The organism is Bradyrhizobium sp. USDA 3262 (assembly GCF_054060035.1).
Window position 1 is genome coordinate 142,287 of sequence record NZ_JBSSCT010000001.1, and the last position, 19,401, is coordinate 161,687.

The window sequence follows — 19,401 nt, forward strand, 5'->3', positions numbered from 1 at the left end:
GATGCTGCGCATCGCCCCGGAATGACGATCTTGGGGAGACATCTTATGCCAACCATCCTCGGCACCGGCGAACACCGCTATCGCGTGGTGGAGAACTTCGCAAAGCTGCCCGACGGCTGGAGCCTGACCGATGTCGCCTCCGTCGCCGTCGACAGCAAGGACCGCGTCTATGTCTTCAACCGCGGCGACCATCCGATGGTGGTGCTCGACCGCGAGGGGAATTTCATCAACAGCTGGGGCGAAGGCGTGTTCTCGCGCGCCCACGGCCTGCACATCGATGCCGACGACAATCTCTATTGCACCGATGACGGCGACCACACCGTGCGCAAATGCTCGACCGACGGCAAGGTGCTGCTGACGATCGGCATCCCGAACAAGCCGGCGCCATTCATGAGCGGCGAGCCGTTCCATCGCTGCACCCACACCGCGCTGTCGCCGAAGGGCGAGATCTATGTCTCCGATGGCTACGGCAATGCCTGCGTCCACAAATACACGCCGGATGGAAAGCTGATCAAGACCTGGGGCGAGCCCGGCACCGATCCCGGCCAGTTCAACATCGTGCACAACATCGCGACCGACGCCGATGGCTGGGTCTACGTCGCCGACCGCGAGAACCACCGCGTCCAGGTGTTCGACGGCAACGGCAAATACGAGACGCAGTGGAACAACCTGCACCGGCCCTGTGCATTGTGCTGCTGCGGCGGCGGCAAGCAGCCGAACTTCGTGATCGGCGAGCTCGGCCCCGGCATGGCCGTCAATCGCAAGGTGCCCAATCTCGGTCCGCGGCTGTCGATCGTGGATCACACCGGCAAGCGCATCGCGCGGCTCGGCGGCGAGCAAGGCCCCGGCGTCGAGACCGGAAAATTCCTGGCGCCGCACGGCATCGCGCTGGATTCACGCGGCGACATCTATGTCGGCGAGGTCGGCGTCACCGACTGGAAAACCAGCTTTCCGGACATCGAGATGCCCGCCGCGGTGCGCGTGACGCGATGCCTGCAGAAGCTGGAGCTGGTGACGGGGTAGCCGCGCTGTATTGAAGCAGAGCGCCTACTATATCACCGTCACCCTGAGGAGCGCGCATCGCGCGCGTCTCGAAGGGTCGACGGCCACCAGCGGGGCCGCGCATCCTTCGAGACGCCGCTTCGCGACTCCTCAGGATGACGGGTCGAAAAGCGCTCCCGCGCAATCAAATCTCGCCGATCACCTCGCGGCGGCGCAGCTCGGATTCTTCCGCATAGCGCCGCATGGCGTGCGCTTCGGTGAGCAGGCCGATCGGCCGCCGGTCGCCGTCGCCTTCGACCACGGCAAGGGATTCCGCTTCCGCGGCGTCGAACACCGCGATCGCCTCCTGGACGTTCATCCCGGGATGCAGCACCACGTCGGCGTAGCGCAGAATGGCGGCAAGCCCCTTGTCGGCCTCGAGATCCGGCGCGTGCGCTTCGGCGACCAGCGCAAGCCCCGCGTAATGCCCCTCGCCGTCGACCGCAACGACCTGGGTCTTCGAGCCCGGCGGGAATTCCTCGCGGAACGCCTCGATCGGCATCGCGGCGTTCACCGTCGTCATGTCCTGCCGCATCATCTTGCCGACCGTGAGATCGCGGATCCAGCCGATATCGGCGGCGCTGCGGATGGTCTCGCCGCGCAGATGCAAACGCCAGGTCGCGAACGAATAGCCGAACAGCTCGCGCGTGATCGTGGTCGAGATGATGACCGCGACCAGCACCGCGGTGGTGAGCCAGAGGTTGCCGGTGGATTCCAGCGCGATGAACGACATCGTGAGCGGGCCGCCGATCACCGATGCCGACAGCGCGCTCATGCCGATCACCGCATAGGCATTGGGGTCGAGGTTCAGCCCCGGCCACACGATGTCGACGCCGGCGGCGAACAGCCGGCCGCCGAGCGCGCCCATGAACAGCGTGGCGAAGAACAATCCGCCACGGAAGCCCGAACCGAGCGAGATGATCGAGGCCACCGCCTTCAGCGCGAACACGCCGGCGATGAAGGCAAGCGGCATCGCCACGATGCCGGCGAAGCGCAGCGCGCCATGGCCCGACGACATCACCTGCGGCGTCAAGAGCGCCATCGCGCCGACGGCAAGCCCGCCGAGCGCCGGCCGCAACGGCGGCCACAGCCGGCTCTTGGTCAGCAGCGCCTCGCACAGCGTGACCCCGCGCATGATCGCGATGCCGGTCGCCGCCGCGACCATGCCGAGCAGCGCGGCGATCGCAAGATCCCGCCCGAGCACATCGCCGACGGTTCCGACGCCGACGCCGAGCGGCAGCGGCTCGAAGGCATGGGCGACGAAGTAGCCGGTCACCGCCGCCACGCCGACCGGGGTCAGGCTGGCCGGCGTATAGCCGCCGATCACTAGTTCGAAAGCGTAGAACGCGCCCGCAAGCGGCGCGCTGAAGGCGCCGGCGATCGCCGCCGCCGCGCCGCAGCCGACCATGATTCGCTGGTCGTTGCGGCGAAGGTGAAAGCCGCGGCCGAGCGAGGCGGCGAGGCCGCTGGAGAGCTGGGTATAGCCGGCCTCGAGCCCGACCGAGCCGCCGACGCCGCTCGACCAGATCGTCTGCAGCGCCACGATCACGCTGCCGCGAAACGACATCCGCCCGCCATAAAGCGCGTTGGCCTCGATCGGGTCGATTTCGCGGGCCGGCCGGACCCGGAGCAACAGAAGGAACGCAAATCCCAGCAGCAGGCCGCCGATCGTGGGAACCACAAGCGCGCGCACAGGATCGATGCTGGGCTGGCTCGACAACCGGTCGCCGAGCGGCAGATTGAACAGCACCGAATGCAGCACCGTGACGAGGCCGCTCATGACCGCCACCACGAGGCCGCCAATGGCGCCGATCAGCACCGCCAGCACCACAAGGCTCGTCTCGTGCGCGCGCACGAACGCGCGCAACCGGCGCGGCGCCTCGAGATAGCTTGAGGTCGTGGTCATCGGCAGGGTCCGTCACTGGCCGACAGGGCCTTGCGGCTCCCTTTACGGGCCTCGCGGGCGGGAGGCAATCGGGGCAGGAACATGGCAGGGCGCGGCGGATAAGCCGCTCATTGCTCTTCACAATCCCGTCACGCTGCCTGTAGTATGTGAGTGCATGCTGCTTCGCAGCTAATGGGAGTCAGGAGCGTTATTTGAACGCACATGTCTCGCAAGGCGGTTGGCCGGTGCTGGTCTTGAATGCGGACTTCCGGCCGCTGAGTTATTACCCGCTGTCGCTCTGGTCCTGGCAGGACGCGATCAAGGCGGTGTTCCTCGATCGTGTCAACATCGTCGAATATTACGACCGGGCGGTACGAAGTCCTTCCTTCGAAATCCAGCTGCCGAGCGTCGTATCCCTCAAGTCCTTCGTCAAGCCGACCACCCACCCCGCCTTCACCCGGTTCAACGTTTTCCTGCGCGACCGATTCAGCTGCCAGTATTGCCTGTCGGGCGACGATCTCACCTTCGATCACATCATTCCGCGCAGCAAGGGTGGCCAGACCACCTGGGAGAACGTCGTCGCCGCCTGCTCGCCCTGCAATTTGCGCAAGGGCAATCTCACGCCGCAGCAGGCCAAGATGTTTCCGAAGCAGACGCCCTACGCCCCGACCGTGCATCAGCTGCATCGCAACGGCCGGCTGTTTCCGCCGAACTATCTGCACGAGAGCTGGCTCGATTATCTCTACTGGGATACAGAGCTCGATCCGTAGAGCGCGCTGGTCCGCGTCGTCCTCACACCGAATGCAAGCCGTACTGCTGTGGTTTCAGGCGGGCCGCTTGGTGAGGGCTGCCTCGCCCTCCTCGCGTCCGGGTACGCTGACGTGGACCTCGTGCCCCATCCTGATCGCCAGAGCCGCGGCGGCCGCCGCCGATTCGAATGCAGCTTCCTTGGTAGCGTATCCGCCGTTGAGATTGCCGTCGTGCAGGACGCCCCATTCCTCGCCGGCCGCAATCACCGCATATTGAGCCAATCCCATCGTCTCCTCCTTGCGCGAGCGCCGCTGCGTCAGGTCTCATTCCGCTGGTATCTCTCGCGGACGACCTCCTCGCCGGCCTGCAACGCGCGCCTGCTGCGAAAATGGTGCTGAAGCACGCCGAAGATCAAAGCGGTCAGAAGCACGAGCGCTCCGATGCCGTAGATGATTTCAAGGCCCATATCCATTCGGTCTCTCCAAGCCTTGCTCTCGAAGCCTTGTTCTCGAAGCCTTGTTCTCGAAGCCTTGTTCTCCAAGCCTTGTTCTCCAAGCCTTGTTCTCCAAGCCTTGCTCTCTTGCCGCCCGCCGGGCGGCATCGTTCATCCGCTCTTCTCGGCGCTGTCGATGCTTTCGCGGTGAATTTCGCGGGCGTCGCTGCCGATCACCGAGATGAAGTAGCCGCGTCCCAGATATTCCTGTCGGGTCTCGGCAAGGTCGATCGCGAGCCGCTTGGCGACGGCAATGGCTTCATCGCGGTCGGCAACCGGCTGGCCGGTTGCATCGATCACGCGCTCATCATTCACGATCGCGAAGTGAAAGGCGGGCATTCGCTATCTCCGCGCATCACTGCGTGTTCGATTCATGCCACTTTTCCAGGTCCGGCTTCTCGTCTCCGGAGCGCTTCGCGTCGCCGGAGCGCTGCTCCTTCTCCGGGTTTCCCTTCCACGGCTTGTCGGTTTGCGCGTGGGAACCCCACTCGCTCGGGCGTCCGGAATCCGGCGTGACAGGCTTTCTGTTCACGACAATCTCCTCGGGAACAGAAGCTTTTGTATCCCGATGCGTTCCTAACCGGCCGCGCTCAAGGTCCGCCCGCAACTGAGCCTGCGATCACCATAACCAGCGCATCGAGGTCGATCGTGCAGCAGTATTGACGCTCCCTCACTCAGGATCGCATTCGCGTGATCATCCGCGATGTTCGGAGCTATATTATTGCATCCTAATAGTTCGCATCCTATCTAATTTGCATGCCGCCTTCGCAGTCCCATATCCACGCCGAGATCGGTCGCCTGGTGACCAGGCTCGCCCGGATCTGGCGCCGCCAGTCGGATCAGGCCTTGTCCGACCACGGCCTGTCCTACGCGACGGCGATTCCGCTGCTGGTGTTGTCGCGCCAGGGGGAAACCGTCCGGCAGGGCGTGCTGGCCGATGAACTGGGAATCGAGGGGCCCTCACTGGTGCGGCTGATCGATCTGCTCCAGTCCGAAGGCTTCGTCGAGCGTCGCGAGGACCCGACCGACCGGCGCGCCAAGACGCTGCATCTCACCACGTCCGGCGAGGCCAAGGTCGAGGAGATCAACCGGGTACTGCGCCGCGTGCGGGCCAGCCTGCTGAAGGATATCGGCAGCGCGGAACTTGCGGTAACCTTCGAGACGCTGCAGCTCATCGAGCAGCGGGCGAGCCGCCTGCAGGACGCCAGGACTGCACCAGCCAAGACTGCTCCAGAGGCGAAATAGTCATGCGCGCGGAAGAGCCGTTCCTGGTCCGCCACGCGGACCTCGTCTTCGCGTTGAAGACGTTCGCGGCGTCGATGCTGGCGCTCGTCATCGCCTTGGCGATCGATCTGCCGCGCCCCTATTGGGCGATGGCGACGGTCTACATCACCTCCCAGCCGCTGGCCGGCGCCACCAGCTCGAAGGCGTTCTTCCGCGTGATCGGCACGCTGGTCGGCGCGAGCGTCACGGTCGCCCTGGTGCCGAACCTGGTCAATGCGCCGGAACTGCTGTGCCTCGCGATCGCGCTCTGGGTCGGGCTCTGCCTTTATCTGTCGCTGCTTGATGGTACGCCGCGCAGCTATGTCTTCATGCTGGGCGGATATACCGTCGCACTGATCGGCTTTCCGTCGGTGGCTGACCCGGGCAGCATCTTCGATGTCGCGCTGGCACGGGTCGAGGAGATCTCGCTCGGCATCATCTGCGCGAGCCTGGTGTCGACAGTGGTGTTTCCCCGCAGCGTCGCGCCGGCGGTCGGCGGCCGCATCAGGAGCTGGCTGTCGGATGCGCGCCGCCTGTCACGCGACGTGCTGCTTGATCGCGGGACCAGCGAGACGCGTCGGGCCCAACGCCTTCGTCTTGCGACCGACATCGTCGAGATCGATACGCTGGCGACCCATGTCGCCTATGACCGGCTGGCCGACGTCGGCACCGTACGTGGCCTCGGTGAGGTCCGGCTTCGCATGCTGATGCTGTTGCCGATCATCACCTCGATCGAAGACCGGCTTGCCGCACTCGGCGAGGCCGCGCTGCAAAAGCAACCGGAGCTACGGCGCCTGATCGACGATCTCGCCGCATGGATCGTGGACGAGGATCGCCAGCGGCAATCCAGCGAGCAGATCCGCGCTGCAATCGCCGAGCGGCAATCCGCGCTCGACGGCGTCGTGTCGCGGGAGCGCATCATCACGATCAGCCTGCTGCTCCGGCTCCGCGAGCTTGTCGACATCTCGGCCGACTGCCGCGCAATAGGTGACGCGATTGCCGCGGGCCGGGACATCTCCACCGTCCCGCTGGCGTTTCACCCGGAGTCGGGGGCCGCGCCGGTCCGTCATCGCGACCACGGCATGGCGCTATGGTCCGCCGCGGGGGCGGCAGTGGCCATCCTGATCTGCTGCGGTCTGTGGATTGCAACCGGCTGGGCCGATGGCGCCTCGGCGCCGATGATGGCGGCGGTCGCCTGCTCGTTCTTCGCTGCGCAGGACGAGCCGGCGCGCAGCATCCGGGCCTTCGGGCTGTTTTCGCTGGTCGCGATCGTCGTCGTCGCGATCTATCAGTTCGCGCTGGTGCCGGGCATCTCCCATGTCGAGGTCCTGATCGCAGCGCTGGCGCCGACCTTCCTCCTGTACGGTTTTTTGATCGCACGGCCCAAAACCGCGCCGATCGGCATGGCGCTCGCCGCCAACACCGCGACGCTGCTCGCGCTGCAGTCGACCTACAGCGCGGATTTCGCCAGTTTCGCCAACACGTCGGTCGCCTTCTTCCTCGGTGTTGTCATCGCGGAGATCGTGACGCGGATCGCGCGCGGCGTCGGCGCCGAATGGATCGCCAAGCGGCTGATGACGTCGAGCTGGCAGACGCTCGCGGTCGCGGCCGAGCGACGCGGCCACGGCGATCGCGCGCAGTTTGCCGGCCTGATGCTGCATCGGCTCGGCCTATTGGTCCAGCGGATCGCCTTCATCTCCGAGAGCGACCGCCGCGATGCCGACAGCCTGGTCCAGTTGCGCATCGGGCTCAACATCATCGACCTCCGGCGGGCCCGTTACGGCCTCGCCGCGTTGACCGTGCGTGCCATCGACAACATGCTGGACGACCTCGCGGCGGCGTTTCGCGCCCATGCGGACGAGGCAATGTCGGCCGAATTGCTGACGTCCATCGATGCAGCGCTGTCCGCGGTCGTCAAGGATCCCAATGAGCGCGCGCGGGACGATGCGTTGCTCGGCCTCGTCGGCATCCGCCGCGGCCTGTTTCCGGATGCGCCCGCCTATCGATCGCAGCCCGAGGAGAGCTTTGCCGCATGAGATATGAGCTCGACATTTACGGCGTGCTCGTTCCGGCGCTGCTGCTGTGGCTGATCGTTGCCTATGCATTGAGCGCGGTGGTGAGCCGGATCATGCAGCGCTTCGGGTTCTACCGGCTGGTCTGGCATCGCGCGCTGTTCAATTTCGCCCTGTATGTATGCCTGCTCGGCGTCGTGGTTTATCTTTCGGAGTTTCTGCCATGAAAGGGAATTTCGCCTGGCTCGGCCGGGTTGCGCTGACCGCGGTCGCCGTCATCGCCGCACTCGCTGTCGCTCGCGCGCTCTGGGTCTACTATATGGAATCGCCATGGACCCGCGACGGCAGGGTCCGCGCCGACGTGATCCAGGTGGCTCCCGACGTCTCCGGCTTCGTCACCGACGTACTGGTCAAGGACAATCAGCCGGTGCGTCGCGGCGACATCCTGTTCCGGATCGATCGCGCACGCTTTGCCCTGGCACTGAAGCAGGCCGACGCGGCGGTCGCCGGCCATCGCGCAACGCTGGATCAGGCCGACGCCGACCTCAAACGCTACAGCTCGCTGACCACCGATGCGGTGTCGCAGCAGAAGCAGGAGCAGGTTCTGGCCACGCAGCTGCAGGCCAAGGCGGCCTATGACCAGGCGGTCGCCGACCGCGCCGTCGCGCAGCTCAATCTGGATCGCAGCGAGGTGCACGCTTCGGTGAACGGCACCATCACCAATATGGACCTGCGGCCGGGCGCCTACGTCACCGCGGGCAAGGGCGTGATGGCGCTGGTCGACACCGACACGCTGCACGTGGAAGGCTATTTCGAGGAGACCAAGCTCGCGCGCATTCGCGTCGGCGACAAGGCGCAGATCCGGCTGATGGGCGAGCCGGTGCGGCTCACCGGACATGTCGAGAGCATTGCGGCCGGCATCGAGGATCGAGACCGCGCGGCGGGCGCGAGCCTGCTCGCAAACGTCAATCCGACCTTCAGCTGGGTTCGGCTCGCGCAGCGCATTCCCGTGCGCATCGCGCTGGACCATCTGCCGGATCGCATCGCGCTGGTCGCCGGCCGTTCGGCGACGGTCGAGATCATGGACTAGCTAGCCAGCCGGGCCGCACTCGCCTATTGCACGCCGTAGCGCGTGAAATCGTCGCCGATGCTGCCCTGGATCGCCTTGGCTGCCGCGATGTCGATATTGCCGCCGGCCTTGTCGCCCCGCTTCAACTTCGCCAGCCCGCGCCCATAGAGTGCGCTTGCGAGCTTGGGATCGATGCGAAGTGCGGAGCTGTAGTCGGCGATCGCCGCGCCAAGCTCGCCGGTCTTTAGATAGATCAGGCCACGCGAGTCATACGTCGCGGCGTTGGCGGGCCCCGATTGAAGGGCCTTGTTGCAATCCTCCAGCGCCGCCTGCAATTCGCCGAGGATGGCCCGGCTCCAGCAGCGTCCGCTCCACACCCCGTCCAGGTTCGGCTTGAGGCGAATGGCCTCGTCGTAGTCCTGCACCGCGCGCGCATAATCGTTCTTCTTCAAATAGGCGCCGGCGCGGTTGGCGAAGGCCTCGCCGTAACTCGGGTTGAGCCTGATCGCCTGATCGAAGGCGTCGGTCGCGCGATCATATTCGCGCTTCCTGAGATAGGCCACGCCGCGGTTGTTGAACGGCTTGGTGTAGGCCGGATTGAGCTCGATCGATCGATCAAAATCCCGGATGGCGCCGTCGTAGTCTCCCTTGGCCGCGTAGGCGTTGCCACGGTTGTTGTAGGCGATCGCGAGGCCGGCAGGGGTCATGTCCTGACCCGCATCGATCAGCGCCGTGCAAGCAGCAACGCGCGCGTCGGCCGGTGTGCGATCAAGGCCGCTGCACAATCCGATGGTGCGGAGATAGTTGTCCTTCTTCGGGTTCTGCGCGATCGCAGGCAACGCGGGGAGCATCGCAACGAGAAGCGATGTCAGGCTGACAATTACGCCGGCGCTTGCACGAAGTTTCATATCGGGCCTTGCTTGCACGAAACGGGCTGCGCCTGGCCTAGCACCCTCGACAGATGTTCGGATTGAACTTGTGGAGGGTGTTTTGCTCAGGTTGCTGCGGCGTTCGTGTCCCGACCTTCCTGACCTTGCTCTTGCCCTCTTCAACGAGCGTGGCGAACTTCACCGTTCCATCGTCCGATATCTCGATGCGTGGCGTGGTGCCCCGAATGCCCATCGTTGCCACGGGAGTGTCGATCTTCATGTCGCCGGTCTTCGCAATGTTGCCGGCAACGAAGGTGAACGTCCCGTTGGTCAGTTTGAGCAAGGTCGAGTTTGACTTGCCGTTCGGATCGTACACAAACTCGGTCATCGCCATCTTGGCGTTGCTCGACAGATTGAACGAAGTGCCGTCGGTGAAATTGATCCCGACGCGTCCGTCAGCTCCCGTTTGCACCACGTCGCCCAGATAAACGGGGTCGCCAACCTGCGCCTGAGGCAATTTGCCGGGCAGCCCCGCCTGAACGACGACTGCACTCGGATGCTCGATCGTGACCGAACCGGTGGCGGCTACGACCCTTCCGATGAATTTCAATTGAATATTGTCGACCGCGGGCTGGGCCGGTTCGGTTTGCGCCTGCACCTGGCCGGGCGTGAGCGTTGCGAGTGCCAGGACGAAGCTTGCAAGCAATTGAACAATCAAATGGATGCGCACGATCCCCTCCTCGAGAAGGTCTTGTCGTGTCGCGGCTCGATGGGTGGTCGGGACCGCCGGGCCGAGACTGCAGGACCTTGAGTGCCAGACGAGTTGTCGCGGACAGGCCTAAATGCCTGACGCAGTTCGACTAAAAATTAATAAGTGGACAATTTGCATGGTAATCATACTATTAATTTTGCGGGGCTGCACGCGCGATAAAGGACAGCAGTGCTGTCATTTTCGTATTGCTCCCCACAGTATTGGAATTCGATTTTTACTGCCGAATTTTGGTTTCAATCAGGACGTTTCAGCGGACAAGCCTATGGCTGACGGCGCGGGGTTTTTCGCCGCGTGGCCGAACCAAGCCAAAATAAAAAAACTGCGGCACCACCTCCCGCTCGAACTGCCCAACAGGCAAAAAGCCAATGTCAGTTGCGTCCGGCGTAGAGTTCGGGGACGCGTGCATGGCCGTTTTAGGCCAGCCGCCCCGTGTTGTTGGCACTGTTTGGACGGCGACCGGTTATGGCACGATCGCGCGTGCCCGCGGCGTACCGATTGAAATCGTAGTTGGCGATCCCGTTCGCCAGGGTGACGTCATCGAGGTCGGAGCCGGCGGGCGGATCGAAATCCGCCTGGTCGATGGCAGGGTGCTCAATTTGCCGGCCGGCACCCGGCTGGAGTTGGGCGACATCGCGCAGGATCCCGGCGGGGACTTGCGGCCGGGCCCGTTCGCAAAAGCCAGAAGCCTCTTCCGCCTCATCGGCAGCCGGCTGGCAGGGTCTGGCGTCCTGACTGCGGACACACCGGTCGGCACCATTCGGGCCAGCGGCCTCGGCATGCTGTCATTGGCCGCCCTGACCTTCTCACTGCTGGAGGACGCCCGGGCCGCGGAGCCGAATGTCACCTTCCTGGACGACGACAACATCAAATACAAGGACCTCCACCACGGCGTGTTCGAGCTCGTGACCAAGGAGGCGATCCCCCGTCATATCATCGTCGAGGATCCTGAAGAGACGATCACTCTGAGCAGAAGAGGATCTTCCGTCGGCGTAAGCCATGCCACGAATTCCCCTGCGCACATGGAGGAATTACGGGAGGCCCAACAGGAGACGCTTGCCTATTTCGAGAAGGGACCGGCATCGAAAGGGTCCGGCATGCCCGCTCTCGAAGGGGGCCAGCTGCTGCTGCCGATCAATTTTATTCAGCAGTCCCCGCTGTCGCCGGTGCAAGATACGCTCGGGCCGCTGCCGGTGGCGATCTTCGCGAAAAATGATCTCTTCAAGCTGCCGCCGGCTCCGCCGAAGCTGAATCTCGGAGCGGGGCCGACTGAAATCGATACGGTGATATTTGACGACTTTAATGCGGCGAGCGGGACCTTTTCCGCGACCAGCATCAAGGGCGGCGCACTGAAATTCGGCATCAGCGGAGGCGCCACGGGCAATACGGTGCTGGGACAGGCGACATACGACGTGTCGAGCGTCGGTACATTTGGCACGCTCTATCTCAACAGCGCCACCGGAAACTACACCTTCGTTCCGAACAATGCCGCAATCAACGCGCTGAAGGCCAACGCGACCCAGAGCTTCGTGATCACGGTCTCGGACGGCTCGCTCTCGGCCAGCGAGAGCTTCGACATCAGCATCCTCGGCGCCGATGACGCCTCCATCATTTCCGGCACCAAGGCCGGCTCGGTGGTGGGTGCGGTCGGCGTCAGTCATGCCTCGCCCGGCCTGCTCATCGCAAAGGGCACGCTCACCGATACCGATGTCGACGATCCCGCCAATACCTTCACCGCCGTGAACGCGCCGACGACAAGCGTTGGTGGCTACGGCTCATTCACGCTGACAACGGCCGGCGTGTGGACCTATACGCTCGACAACGCCAACAGCTCTGTGCAAGCCCTCCATGTCGGTGACACGCTGACCGACAGCTTCACGGTGACCACGATAGGCGGCACCCCGCAGACGGTGACACTCGTCATCCACGGCCCGTTGATCGGGGTCGGAACGGCGCCATCGCTGACATTGAGCGAGACTCATCTGACAGCGACGACGCTGGACGACAACATCGCCGGCTCGGCACCGGACGCCGCGTTGACGACGACCTCAGGCGAGTTCTCGGCGGCATTCGTCACCGCACCGGGTCTGACAGTCAGCTACGCACTGACGATCACCGGCGGCAACGGCACGGCGTCAGGGCTGATCGACTCGCATACCGGTCTCGCTGACCTGCTGATTCTGAACGGCAACACCATCGAAGGCCATGTCGGCACAGCAAGCGGAGCGCTCGCGTTCACCATTACGGTTGACCCGGCCACGGGCCGCGTGACCTTCGTCGAGCACCGCGCGGTCGAACAATCGTCGGGTACCAGCCCTGACAGCGGCGAAGGGATCGCGCTGGGGACCGGCCTCGTCAACCTGATCGCGACGGTCACGGAGAGCGACGGCCAATACCAGGATCTCAGCATCGATCTCGGCAAGCAGCTGACAATCACGGACGATGGCCCGCGCATCGAGGCGGCGGGCACGGCTCCATCGCTGACGCTGAGTGAGACGCATCTGACGGCAACGACGCTGGACGACCACATCGCGGGCTCGGCGCCGGACGCGGCGTTGACGACGACTTCCGCCGATTTCTCGACGGCGTTCACTTCGGTGCAAGGCGCCGATGGCGCGACCATCCACTACGCGCTGACGATCACCGGCGGCAACGGCACGGCGTCGGGGCTGATCGATTCGCATACCGGCCTCGCTGACCTGCTGGTTCTGAACGGCAACACGATCGAAGGCCGCGTCGGCGCGACCAACGGCACGCTGGCATTCACCATCACGCTTGATCCGGCCACGGGACGCGTGACCTTCACCGACTACCGGCCGGTGGAGCAGCCGCTCGGCACCAGCCCGGACAGCGGCGAAGCCGTATCGCTGGCCGCGGGCATCGTGGGCCTGAATGCCACGATCACGGACAAGGACGGCGACTTCCAGAGCGCCAGCCTCGACCTCGGCAGCAGGCTAAGCATCAGCGACGATGGCCCCTGCATCCGGGCCAATTGCACCGCTCCGTCGTTGACGCTGAGCGAGGCGCACCTGACGGCAACGGCGCTGGACGACCACATCGCGGGCTCGGCGCCGGACGCCGCGCTGACGAAAATTTCCGCCGATTTCTCGACGGCGTTCACCTCGCTCCAGGGCGCCGATGGCGCGACAACTCACTACGCACTGACGCTCAACGGAGGTGACTGCACCCCATCCGGTCTGATCGATTCGCATACCGGCTGCTCCGACGTGCTGGTTCTGAACGGCAACACCATCGAAGGCCATGTCGGCACAGCGAGCGGGGCGCTGGCATTCACCATCGCGGTTGATCCGGCCACGGGATGCGTCACCTTCACCGAATATCGCGCGGTGACGCATCCGTCCTGCGCCGGCCCTGACAGTGGCGAAGCCGTGTCGCTGACCGCCGGCGTCGTCAGCCTGGTTGCCACCATCACGGACAAGGACGGCGACTTCCAGAGCGCCTGCATCGACCTCGGCAAGCAACTGACGATCACGGACGATCACCCGACCATTTGCGGCTTCCCGGAGACCTTCGTCGCCGCTCAGGACCATCAGACTGCGACAGGCAGCTACGATATCAATTTCGGCGCGGATGGCGATGCCGCGATGTTCGTTGCCGTCCACAACGGTCCAGTCGGCTGCACGGGATATGATCTGGCCACGTCATGCCTGGGCAACGGCATTACCGCGGTGCACGTCACCGGACATGGCGATGATTACAACTTCTACTATACGACCCATGAAGTGGGCGGCGGCGTCGAACTCGACGCGTATCTTACCGATTGCGGCGGCAGGCTCGACGATCCTTATTTCAAGTTGCTGATCGATCCGGATGGAACCTTCTGCTTTGATCTCGAGCACGCCGGGCCGTCGAAGGACGTCACCGTCAGCGGCTCGGATTTTGATGCCACGATCTGCGGTACGCCGTCATTGACTGCTCCGGACGGACAACTGGTGATTACCGGGTCCGACTGCGCCGGCCATCCGCTCGATGTCAAGGCATCGGAATGCGGTATTGCGGTCGGCGACAGCGGACTGCAAATGGACCCGGCCGAGCAGTTGAATCTCGCGTTCACCGAGAAACAGTCGCAGGTCAGCTTCAATCTCACGCAATGGCAGGGCTACGGCACCGCCGGTGTGATCTTCAAGGTTCTCGATGGCAGCGCCGACGTTCACGACTTCTGCATCGATGTACCCAGGCCGCTCTGCGGCAGCGCCAGCTTCGTGGTCCAGGAGACATCGGATGCTTCGCTGATCGATACCTACTCCTTTGATGCCACGACGACGACATACACGCTTTACGTTGACAGGTCGTTTAGCCAAGTCCAGGTCGATTATGATCGGGTGGAAGCCGGGTGTCCCACCTTCGCGATCAACAACATCAGCTATACTGAAAAGACGAGCATCAACGCGGATCTCCTGTTCGATGTGACGGCGGTCGATGCGGACGGCGATTCGGCTTCGACCAACCTTCAGGTCGATATTCAGTGTCACACGGCGGGGATGGACGCCTTCACATTCGCGGCCAGCCCGGACAGCGCCGCGCCGCCGGTCGGCGGCAGCGCTCCAGCGCCCGATGTTAGTCCGATGTCAACGAGTAGCCACGAGGACGTGGCGTTGTCTCAGGCAATGCTGCCCTTCGTAGACAGCGGAACGACCGGGCAGTCCTTTCATTTCACGGAGGAGCTTCCGAGTCTTGGACAGCAGGGGGCTGCGTCTCCTCCACAATTCGATCAAAGCCCCACGTGGTTCGGTCACGACGATTCAGCCGGATTTCAGCTGGCACAAGGAGTTGCAACTGGTGGAACGCCGGCAATGGGGCCGGCTATCCCGGCGCAAACAGATTTCTTCCCGGACCATACGCCGGACACCGTCGTGACCCATCCGCTACACGATCTGATCGTGTAGCGATCCCTTCGTCTAGCAATCCCTTGGGCGCGTGGCCGGCACTCCGGCCCGCGTCGGACGTTGACGCGGGCCAGAACCGCTTCTCGTTTAATGCCAGCCCTCGCCGGCCTTCAGCGCCGCCGAGAGGCTACGCACCGGGCGGATCACCAGCGGGTCGAGGTCGAAGCGCTTTTCGAGCATCTTGAGGATCGACGTGGTGTCGAAGTCCTCATGCGCGACGCCCGACTTGTTGAAGCGCTTGGCGATCAGGAGCGCCGGAATGCGGGTGCCCGGGCCCCACTGGTCCGCAGCCTTGGCTTCGGCACCATGGCGGTTGAACGGCGGCGGCGGAACGTGATCCCACTGCCCGCCGAACTCGTCATAGGTGATGACGATCAGCGTGTCCTTGCCATCCGGCCCCTCCACGATCGCCTTGACGAGGTCGACGAGATGCTGGCTGCCTTCGGACTCGCTGGTGTAGCCCGGATGCTCGTTCTCCTCGCCGATCGGCTTGATGAAGCTGACCTGCTTCAGTCGGCCGGTCTTGGCCGCCTGGATGAACTCAGCCTCGTCCTTCAGGTGATCCTTGCGGGCCTGCGTTCCGGGCGCGTAGTTGGCGAAGTAGTTGAACGCCTGATGGTGGTACTGGAAATCCACGTCCGGGCAGTTCGGGAACACCGCCGTGGAGACATGGTTCGGATCGGTGCAGGTCGTGCCGTTGCCGTTGGTCCAGCCCGAAGCGCCGACGTCGCCGTTGGCGTTCGACCAGCCGCCCGAATACCAGGCCCAATCGACGTGCTTTGCCGACAGCCGATCGCCGATGTTCGGCGTGTGCAGCGGCGGCAGGCGCTTGATGTCGGCGGTGCCCGGCGAATAGGGCTGATAGAACGGCTGCGTGGTGTTGATCGCGTAGTCGCCGCAGGCGAGGCCCGCCGGCAGGCCGGCCTGATTGCACTTCGCAGTCAGCTGCGCATCCTTCACGGTCGTGAGCGGCGTGTAGAGCGGCGTGCTCGTCGGCATGCCGTTGGCATCGACGATCGAGTGGAAGTCGTTGGCGCTGCCGTCATTCAGGGCACCGACGAACTGCGGCGCCGCGGCGGCGACCAGGAACTGGTGGTTGAGGAACGAACCGCCGAACGCGCCCTGGAAGAAGCTGTCGGCGATGATGTAGTTCGGCGCGCCGCGGCCGTGGAGATAGGTGTAGATGGGCAGTTTCTTGGTGTCGTAATAGCCCATCACCAGACCCGCCGCGTCGCTGCCGGTCATGTAGCGGTTCTGCCGACCGCCGTTGAGCTGGTACTGCTCGCTGTAGAAGCGGTGCACGATGTCCGCGGTGCAGCCGCCGGGGGCGCCGGTGCCGTTGAGGAAGCCATGGGCCGCGAAAGCGCCGAGCGGCTTCGGGCAGGTGGTGGCCGAGGTCGGAATGAATTCGTTGATCTCGAACGGCTTGTTCTTGAACGCGCTCAGGATCGCGACCGTGCCCGTATTGTCGGTGCAGCTTGTCGGCTGCGGCGACGGAGAGGTCAGGTTGACGTCGTTCTGCAGCAGGCAGGCATAGACGGTCTGGTTGTCCTGCCGAACCTGCAGGGTGTGCGCCGAATCGGCATCGGATGTGCCGTTGATCCGGTCGCGGCCGACATCGCCCCAGTGGCCGTAGAGGTTATCGAAGCTGTGGTTCTCCTGATAGATGACGACGATGTGCTTGTACTGGCGCACGCCTTCATGACCGCGATCACGCAGATCGCGCAGCTCGTCCCTGATCTCGTGCTTGAACTCATCAACGATCTTTTCGACCAAATTCTCTGCGTTTGCTACCGGCGAGATGGCAACGGCGCCAGCAACAACCGCGAGCGCCGGAATGGCTCCCCAAAGCCGCATAGTGCTCTCCTGATTTAGAAAGAAATAGAAATGGAGCTACACGCTATGCAAAACACATTTCGCTGGGATGACTGTTTTTCGACGCGCGCACAAACGCGCGGAATGATGCTCGCGCACCAACAGACTTTCATGCTGTCAAACGCAGACTGCGTTGCAGTTCGCTGATCGAGCGTCATCAAACCGCAATCAAAATTCGTCTATCCAGTCAGATGGTCATTGATCCTGCCGACAGGAAACTGTCACCTCCGCGACATCTTCCTACGCACGGCAGCGCATATGCATTTGTGACAGGGGCGTTTTCGCGCAATGGCTTGGGATATTCTGGCGTCCGGCTCCGGAAAACATCGTGCAGCTGCCGATCGCGTTAGACCGTCACGCGTCGCGTGGCTGGCGCTCGTCGTTGCGCTGCTTCCGTTGCGCGCGACGGCGTTCCCGCTCGGCGGCGACCAGACCGTGCTGCCGGCCGGCACCGAATTTTCCGAGGAGGCGCTGGCGCGGCCCCGCGAACTCTTTCATTCCGAAGCCGTCGGTGGGCGAAAGTCCTATTTGGTCAATCTCGGCGATCTCGCGTTCAACTCGCCTTCCATCCTGGGCGGCAAGGCGCGTCAGGCCGAGATGAGCTGCGGCACCTGTCACGTCAACGGCGCATCCAACCCGAAACTGTTCGTTCCGGGCGCATCCTCCCGCCCCGGCACCTTCGATGCGACCAGCCTCATCTTCAACGCGAAGGCGTTCAACAGCATCCTCGATCCGGTCAGGATTCCGAGCCTGCGCGGCGCCCGCTTCCTCGCCCCCTACGGACATGACGGGCGCATCACCTCGCTGCGCGACTTCGTCTATAATGTCATCGTCAATGAATTTTCCGGTCCGAAGCCGCGCGACGAGGTTCTCGACGGCCTCGTCGCCTATATCAACGATATCGATTTCCTCCCCAATCCGAAGATTGCGCCCGGCGGCAGGCTTGCCGCGCAGGCGAGCCTGGCCGAGCGCCGCGGCGAGGCGCTGTTCTTCAAGCCGTTCCCGAAGCAGGCCGAGCTGAGCTGCGCCGGTTGTCATACTCCGGGTGGAACCTTCAACGACCAGATGCGTCACGACGTCGGATCCGGTGGACTGGTCAAGACCCCGACTTTGCTGAACGCCAACTTCAACGCCCCGTATTTCCACGACGGCCGCTACGACAGCTATGAACAGGTGGTCGATCATTTCGATCGTGTGTTCGACCTCGAACTGTCGACGCAGGACGCCCAGGATCTCGTGGCCTATCTGAATGCGGTCGGCGACGGCGAACGCCCGTTCGACAAGGACGGCGTTATGCTCCGGATGAAAGAGGTGCTCGAGCTCTCGAGCGTTCTCGAGGTCGCGATCCCGGCTGCCGATACCGCGGTGGTGTCACTGGCCGTGACCGGGGTCGGGGCCGAACTGCGCGAACTGACCGAGCGCATCCCGGACATCAGGAAAACCGCGATCGGTGGCAAGGACGAGCGGCTGGCGGCGCGCGCGATCCTGAAGGACCTCGTTCTCACCCTGCGCCGCATCGATCTCGACGTCGCCGCCGGCCGTATCGACGATGCGATGGCCGAATATCGCAACTTTGCGCAGCTGGTGCACTTCGACGTACCCGTCGCCCTGAAAAAGGCCGAACCCTGGTCGCTGTTCAACAGCAACGTGCATCAATCGCACTACACCGCGCTCGGCCGGATCCTGCCGGTAACAAGCCAGCAGTCGCAGTAACGGACGGCGTACTCACTCCGAAGCCGGCGGCTCAACCCATACGTCGCTCTGCTGGATCCGACGGATCAGCGCTTGCGGGTCGAACCTGCGCAAGCCTGCGGGAATTTCGAACATTTGCGCCGCCTGCGGCTCGTCGCGGATGTGATCGGCAGCGATCACCGTCCCATCCGGGGTCTTGATCCGTACCGGAAATCTGCGCGCGCGGTCGATCCAGCCGACAAAGCTCAAACCGGACGGCGCGGCGATTCGAAAGACGTCGGTATTCTGCCCCGCGATGGTTTCCTCTCCGTCGCGCTGGCAGTGCCACGTCGCGAGGTCGATCGGCGCGGACAGCTGCGCCATTGCCAGCCATTGCCGGCAGGGATCATCCGGATCGACCGGAATGAACATTTGGGTGAGCGGGCTCGATTGCCGCGCGTCCATGTAAACGCGTGCCGCCGGACGGACGAAATAGGCCGCGGGCTTGCCCGTATCGATCAGGAAGAAGCCGTCAGGCAGCGCGCTTGTCTCGATCCGTGCTTTTCCGCCGGAGACCCGCAGGGCTCCCATGGCGGCTGACGTATCGTCCTTGTTCGCGACGAGGTCCGCGGAGAACTGCTGCGCCATGGCCGGGATCGCCGCGCTGGCCAGGATGGTGACGGCAAACAGGCCGGCCGCGACGCTCCTGCTGATCGAGCACGTCTTCTCGTTGCGTTTCATCGCATGTCTCCGGCCGATCAGGTGGTGGGCGGGTAGAACAAGACAGCGCCGACCGA

General features: G+C 63.9%; 17 protein-coding genes. 8 read left to right on the plus strand and 9 right to left on the minus strand.

Annotated elements, in window-relative coordinates; all coding sequences use genetic code 11:
* Positions 1-45: 45 nt before the first annotated feature.
* Positions 46-1,023, plus strand: a complete 978-nt coding sequence (locus ACVWYP_RS00695) for a peptidyl-alpha-hydroxyglycine alpha-amidating lyase family protein (RefSeq protein WP_028340355.1) — start codon at positions 46-48, stop codon at positions 1,021-1,023.
* 163 nt (positions 1,024-1,186) lie between these two features.
* On the opposite strand, the gene ACVWYP_RS00700 is transcribed toward ACVWYP_RS00695, so the two are convergent.
* Positions 1,187-2,947 carry a chloride channel protein gene (locus ACVWYP_RS00700; protein WP_304497370.1) on the minus strand — a complete coding sequence of 587 codons (1,761 nt, stop codon included), beginning with the start codon at positions 2,945-2,947 and terminating at the stop codon, positions 1,187-1,189.
* Positions 2,948-3,138: 191 nt separating this feature from the next.
* Between ACVWYP_RS00700 and ACVWYP_RS00705 the strand changes: the two genes are divergently transcribed.
* Complete coding sequence (locus ACVWYP_RS00705) at positions 3,139-3,696, plus strand: HNH endonuclease (RefSeq protein WP_016845270.1); 558 nt, start codon at positions 3,139-3,141, stop codon at positions 3,694-3,696.
* Positions 3,697-3,750: 54 nt separating this feature from the next.
* Here the strand turns inward: ACVWYP_RS00705 and ACVWYP_RS00710 are convergent, their stop codons facing one another.
* The 4 genes from ACVWYP_RS00710 to ACVWYP_RS00725 all read right to left on the minus strand — a co-directional run bounded on the left by ACVWYP_RS00710 (position 3,751) and on the right by ACVWYP_RS00725 (position 4,701).
* Positions 3,751-3,963, minus strand: coding sequence for a hypothetical protein (locus ACVWYP_RS00710; RefSeq protein WP_028333636.1), 213 nt, complete (start codon positions 3,961-3,963; stop codon positions 3,751-3,753).
* A 29-nt stretch (positions 3,964-3,992) separates the two neighbouring features.
* Positions 3,993-4,217, minus strand: coding sequence for a hypothetical protein (locus ACVWYP_RS00715; protein WP_304497371.1), 225 nt, complete (start codon positions 4,215-4,217; stop codon positions 3,993-3,995).
* Between the two features lie 63 nt (positions 4,218-4,280).
* On the minus strand, positions 4,281-4,508 hold the full coding sequence (locus tag ACVWYP_RS00720; RefSeq protein ID WP_035631430.1) for a DUF6894 family protein: 228 nt from the start codon (positions 4,506-4,508) through the stop codon (positions 4,281-4,283).
* A gap of 16 nt (positions 4,509-4,524) precedes the next feature.
* Positions 4,525-4,701, minus strand: a complete 177-nt coding sequence (locus ACVWYP_RS00725; protein WP_304497372.1) for a hypothetical protein — start codon at positions 4,699-4,701, stop codon at positions 4,525-4,527.
* A 224-nt stretch (positions 4,702-4,925) separates the two neighbouring features.
* Between ACVWYP_RS00725 and ACVWYP_RS00730 the strand changes: the two genes are divergently transcribed.
* Genes ACVWYP_RS00730 through ACVWYP_RS00745 form a run of 4 tightly spaced genes read left to right on the plus strand, consistent with a single transcriptional unit; the run spans position 4,926 to position 8,534 of the window.
* A complete protein-coding gene (locus tag ACVWYP_RS00730) occupies positions 4,926-5,414 on the plus strand; it encodes a MarR family winged helix-turn-helix transcriptional regulator (RefSeq protein ID WP_304497373.1) in 489 nt (162 codons plus the stop codon).
* A 2-nt stretch (positions 5,415-5,416) separates the two neighbouring features.
* Positions 5,417-7,468, plus strand: coding sequence for an FUSC family protein (locus tag ACVWYP_RS00735; protein WP_304497374.1), 2,052 nt, complete (start codon positions 5,417-5,419; stop codon positions 7,466-7,468).
* Positions 7,465-7,671: a DUF1656 domain-containing protein gene (locus tag ACVWYP_RS00740; RefSeq protein WP_028333641.1), complete on the plus strand. Its 207-nt coding sequence runs from the start codon at positions 7,465-7,467 to the stop codon at positions 7,669-7,671. The genes ACVWYP_RS00735 and ACVWYP_RS00740 overlap by 4 nt, the downstream gene beginning before the upstream one ends.
* Positions 7,668-8,534 carry an efflux RND transporter periplasmic adaptor subunit gene (locus tag ACVWYP_RS00745; protein ID WP_304497375.1) on the plus strand — a complete coding sequence of 289 codons (867 nt, stop codon included), beginning with the start codon at positions 7,668-7,670 and terminating at the stop codon, positions 8,532-8,534. Before ACVWYP_RS00740 ends, ACVWYP_RS00745 begins: the two co-directional genes overlap by 4 nt.
* A gap of 23 nt (positions 8,535-8,557) precedes the next feature.
* Here ACVWYP_RS00745 and ACVWYP_RS00750 read toward each other — a convergent pair whose 3' ends face one another.
* Both ACVWYP_RS00750 and ACVWYP_RS00755 read right to left on the minus strand, forming a co-directional pair.
* Positions 8,558-9,421, minus strand: coding sequence for a tetratricopeptide repeat protein (locus ACVWYP_RS00750; protein WP_304497376.1), 864 nt, complete (start codon positions 9,419-9,421; stop codon positions 8,558-8,560).
* 37 nt (positions 9,422-9,458) lie between these two features.
* On the minus strand, positions 9,459-10,112 hold the full coding sequence (locus ACVWYP_RS00755; RefSeq protein WP_170991508.1) for a FecR family protein: 654 nt from the start codon (positions 10,110-10,112) through the stop codon (positions 9,459-9,461).
* 446 nt (positions 10,113-10,558) lie between these two features.
* Here ACVWYP_RS00755 and ACVWYP_RS00760 point away from each other — a divergent pair, with 446 nt between their 5' ends.
* The gene (locus tag ACVWYP_RS00760; RefSeq protein WP_304497377.1) at positions 10,559-15,058 is read left to right on the plus strand and encodes a DUF5801 repeats-in-toxin domain-containing protein; all 4,500 of its coding nucleotides are present in this window, start codon (positions 10,559-10,561) and stop codon (positions 15,056-15,058) included.
* Between the two features lie 87 nt (positions 15,059-15,145).
* On the opposite strand, the gene ACVWYP_RS00765 is transcribed toward ACVWYP_RS00760, so the two are convergent.
* Positions 15,146-16,915 (minus strand): alkaline phosphatase family protein, encoded by a 1,770-nt coding sequence (locus ACVWYP_RS00765; RefSeq protein ID WP_304497378.1) that lies wholly within the window; start codon positions 16,913-16,915, stop codon positions 15,146-15,148.
* 306 nt (positions 16,916-17,221) lie between these two features.
* Here ACVWYP_RS00765 and ACVWYP_RS00770 point away from each other — a divergent pair, with 306 nt between their 5' ends.
* Entirely contained in the window at positions 17,222-18,646 is a 1,425-nt protein-coding gene (locus tag ACVWYP_RS00770; protein ID WP_304497379.1) for a cytochrome c peroxidase, read from the plus strand.
* A gap of 12 nt (positions 18,647-18,658) precedes the next feature.
* Here ACVWYP_RS00770 and ACVWYP_RS00775 read toward each other — a convergent pair whose 3' ends face one another.
* Positions 18,659-19,345, minus strand: coding sequence for a hypothetical protein (locus ACVWYP_RS00775; protein WP_304497380.1), 687 nt, complete (start codon positions 19,343-19,345; stop codon positions 18,659-18,661).
* Between the last annotated feature and the right edge of the window lie 56 nt (positions 19,346-19,401).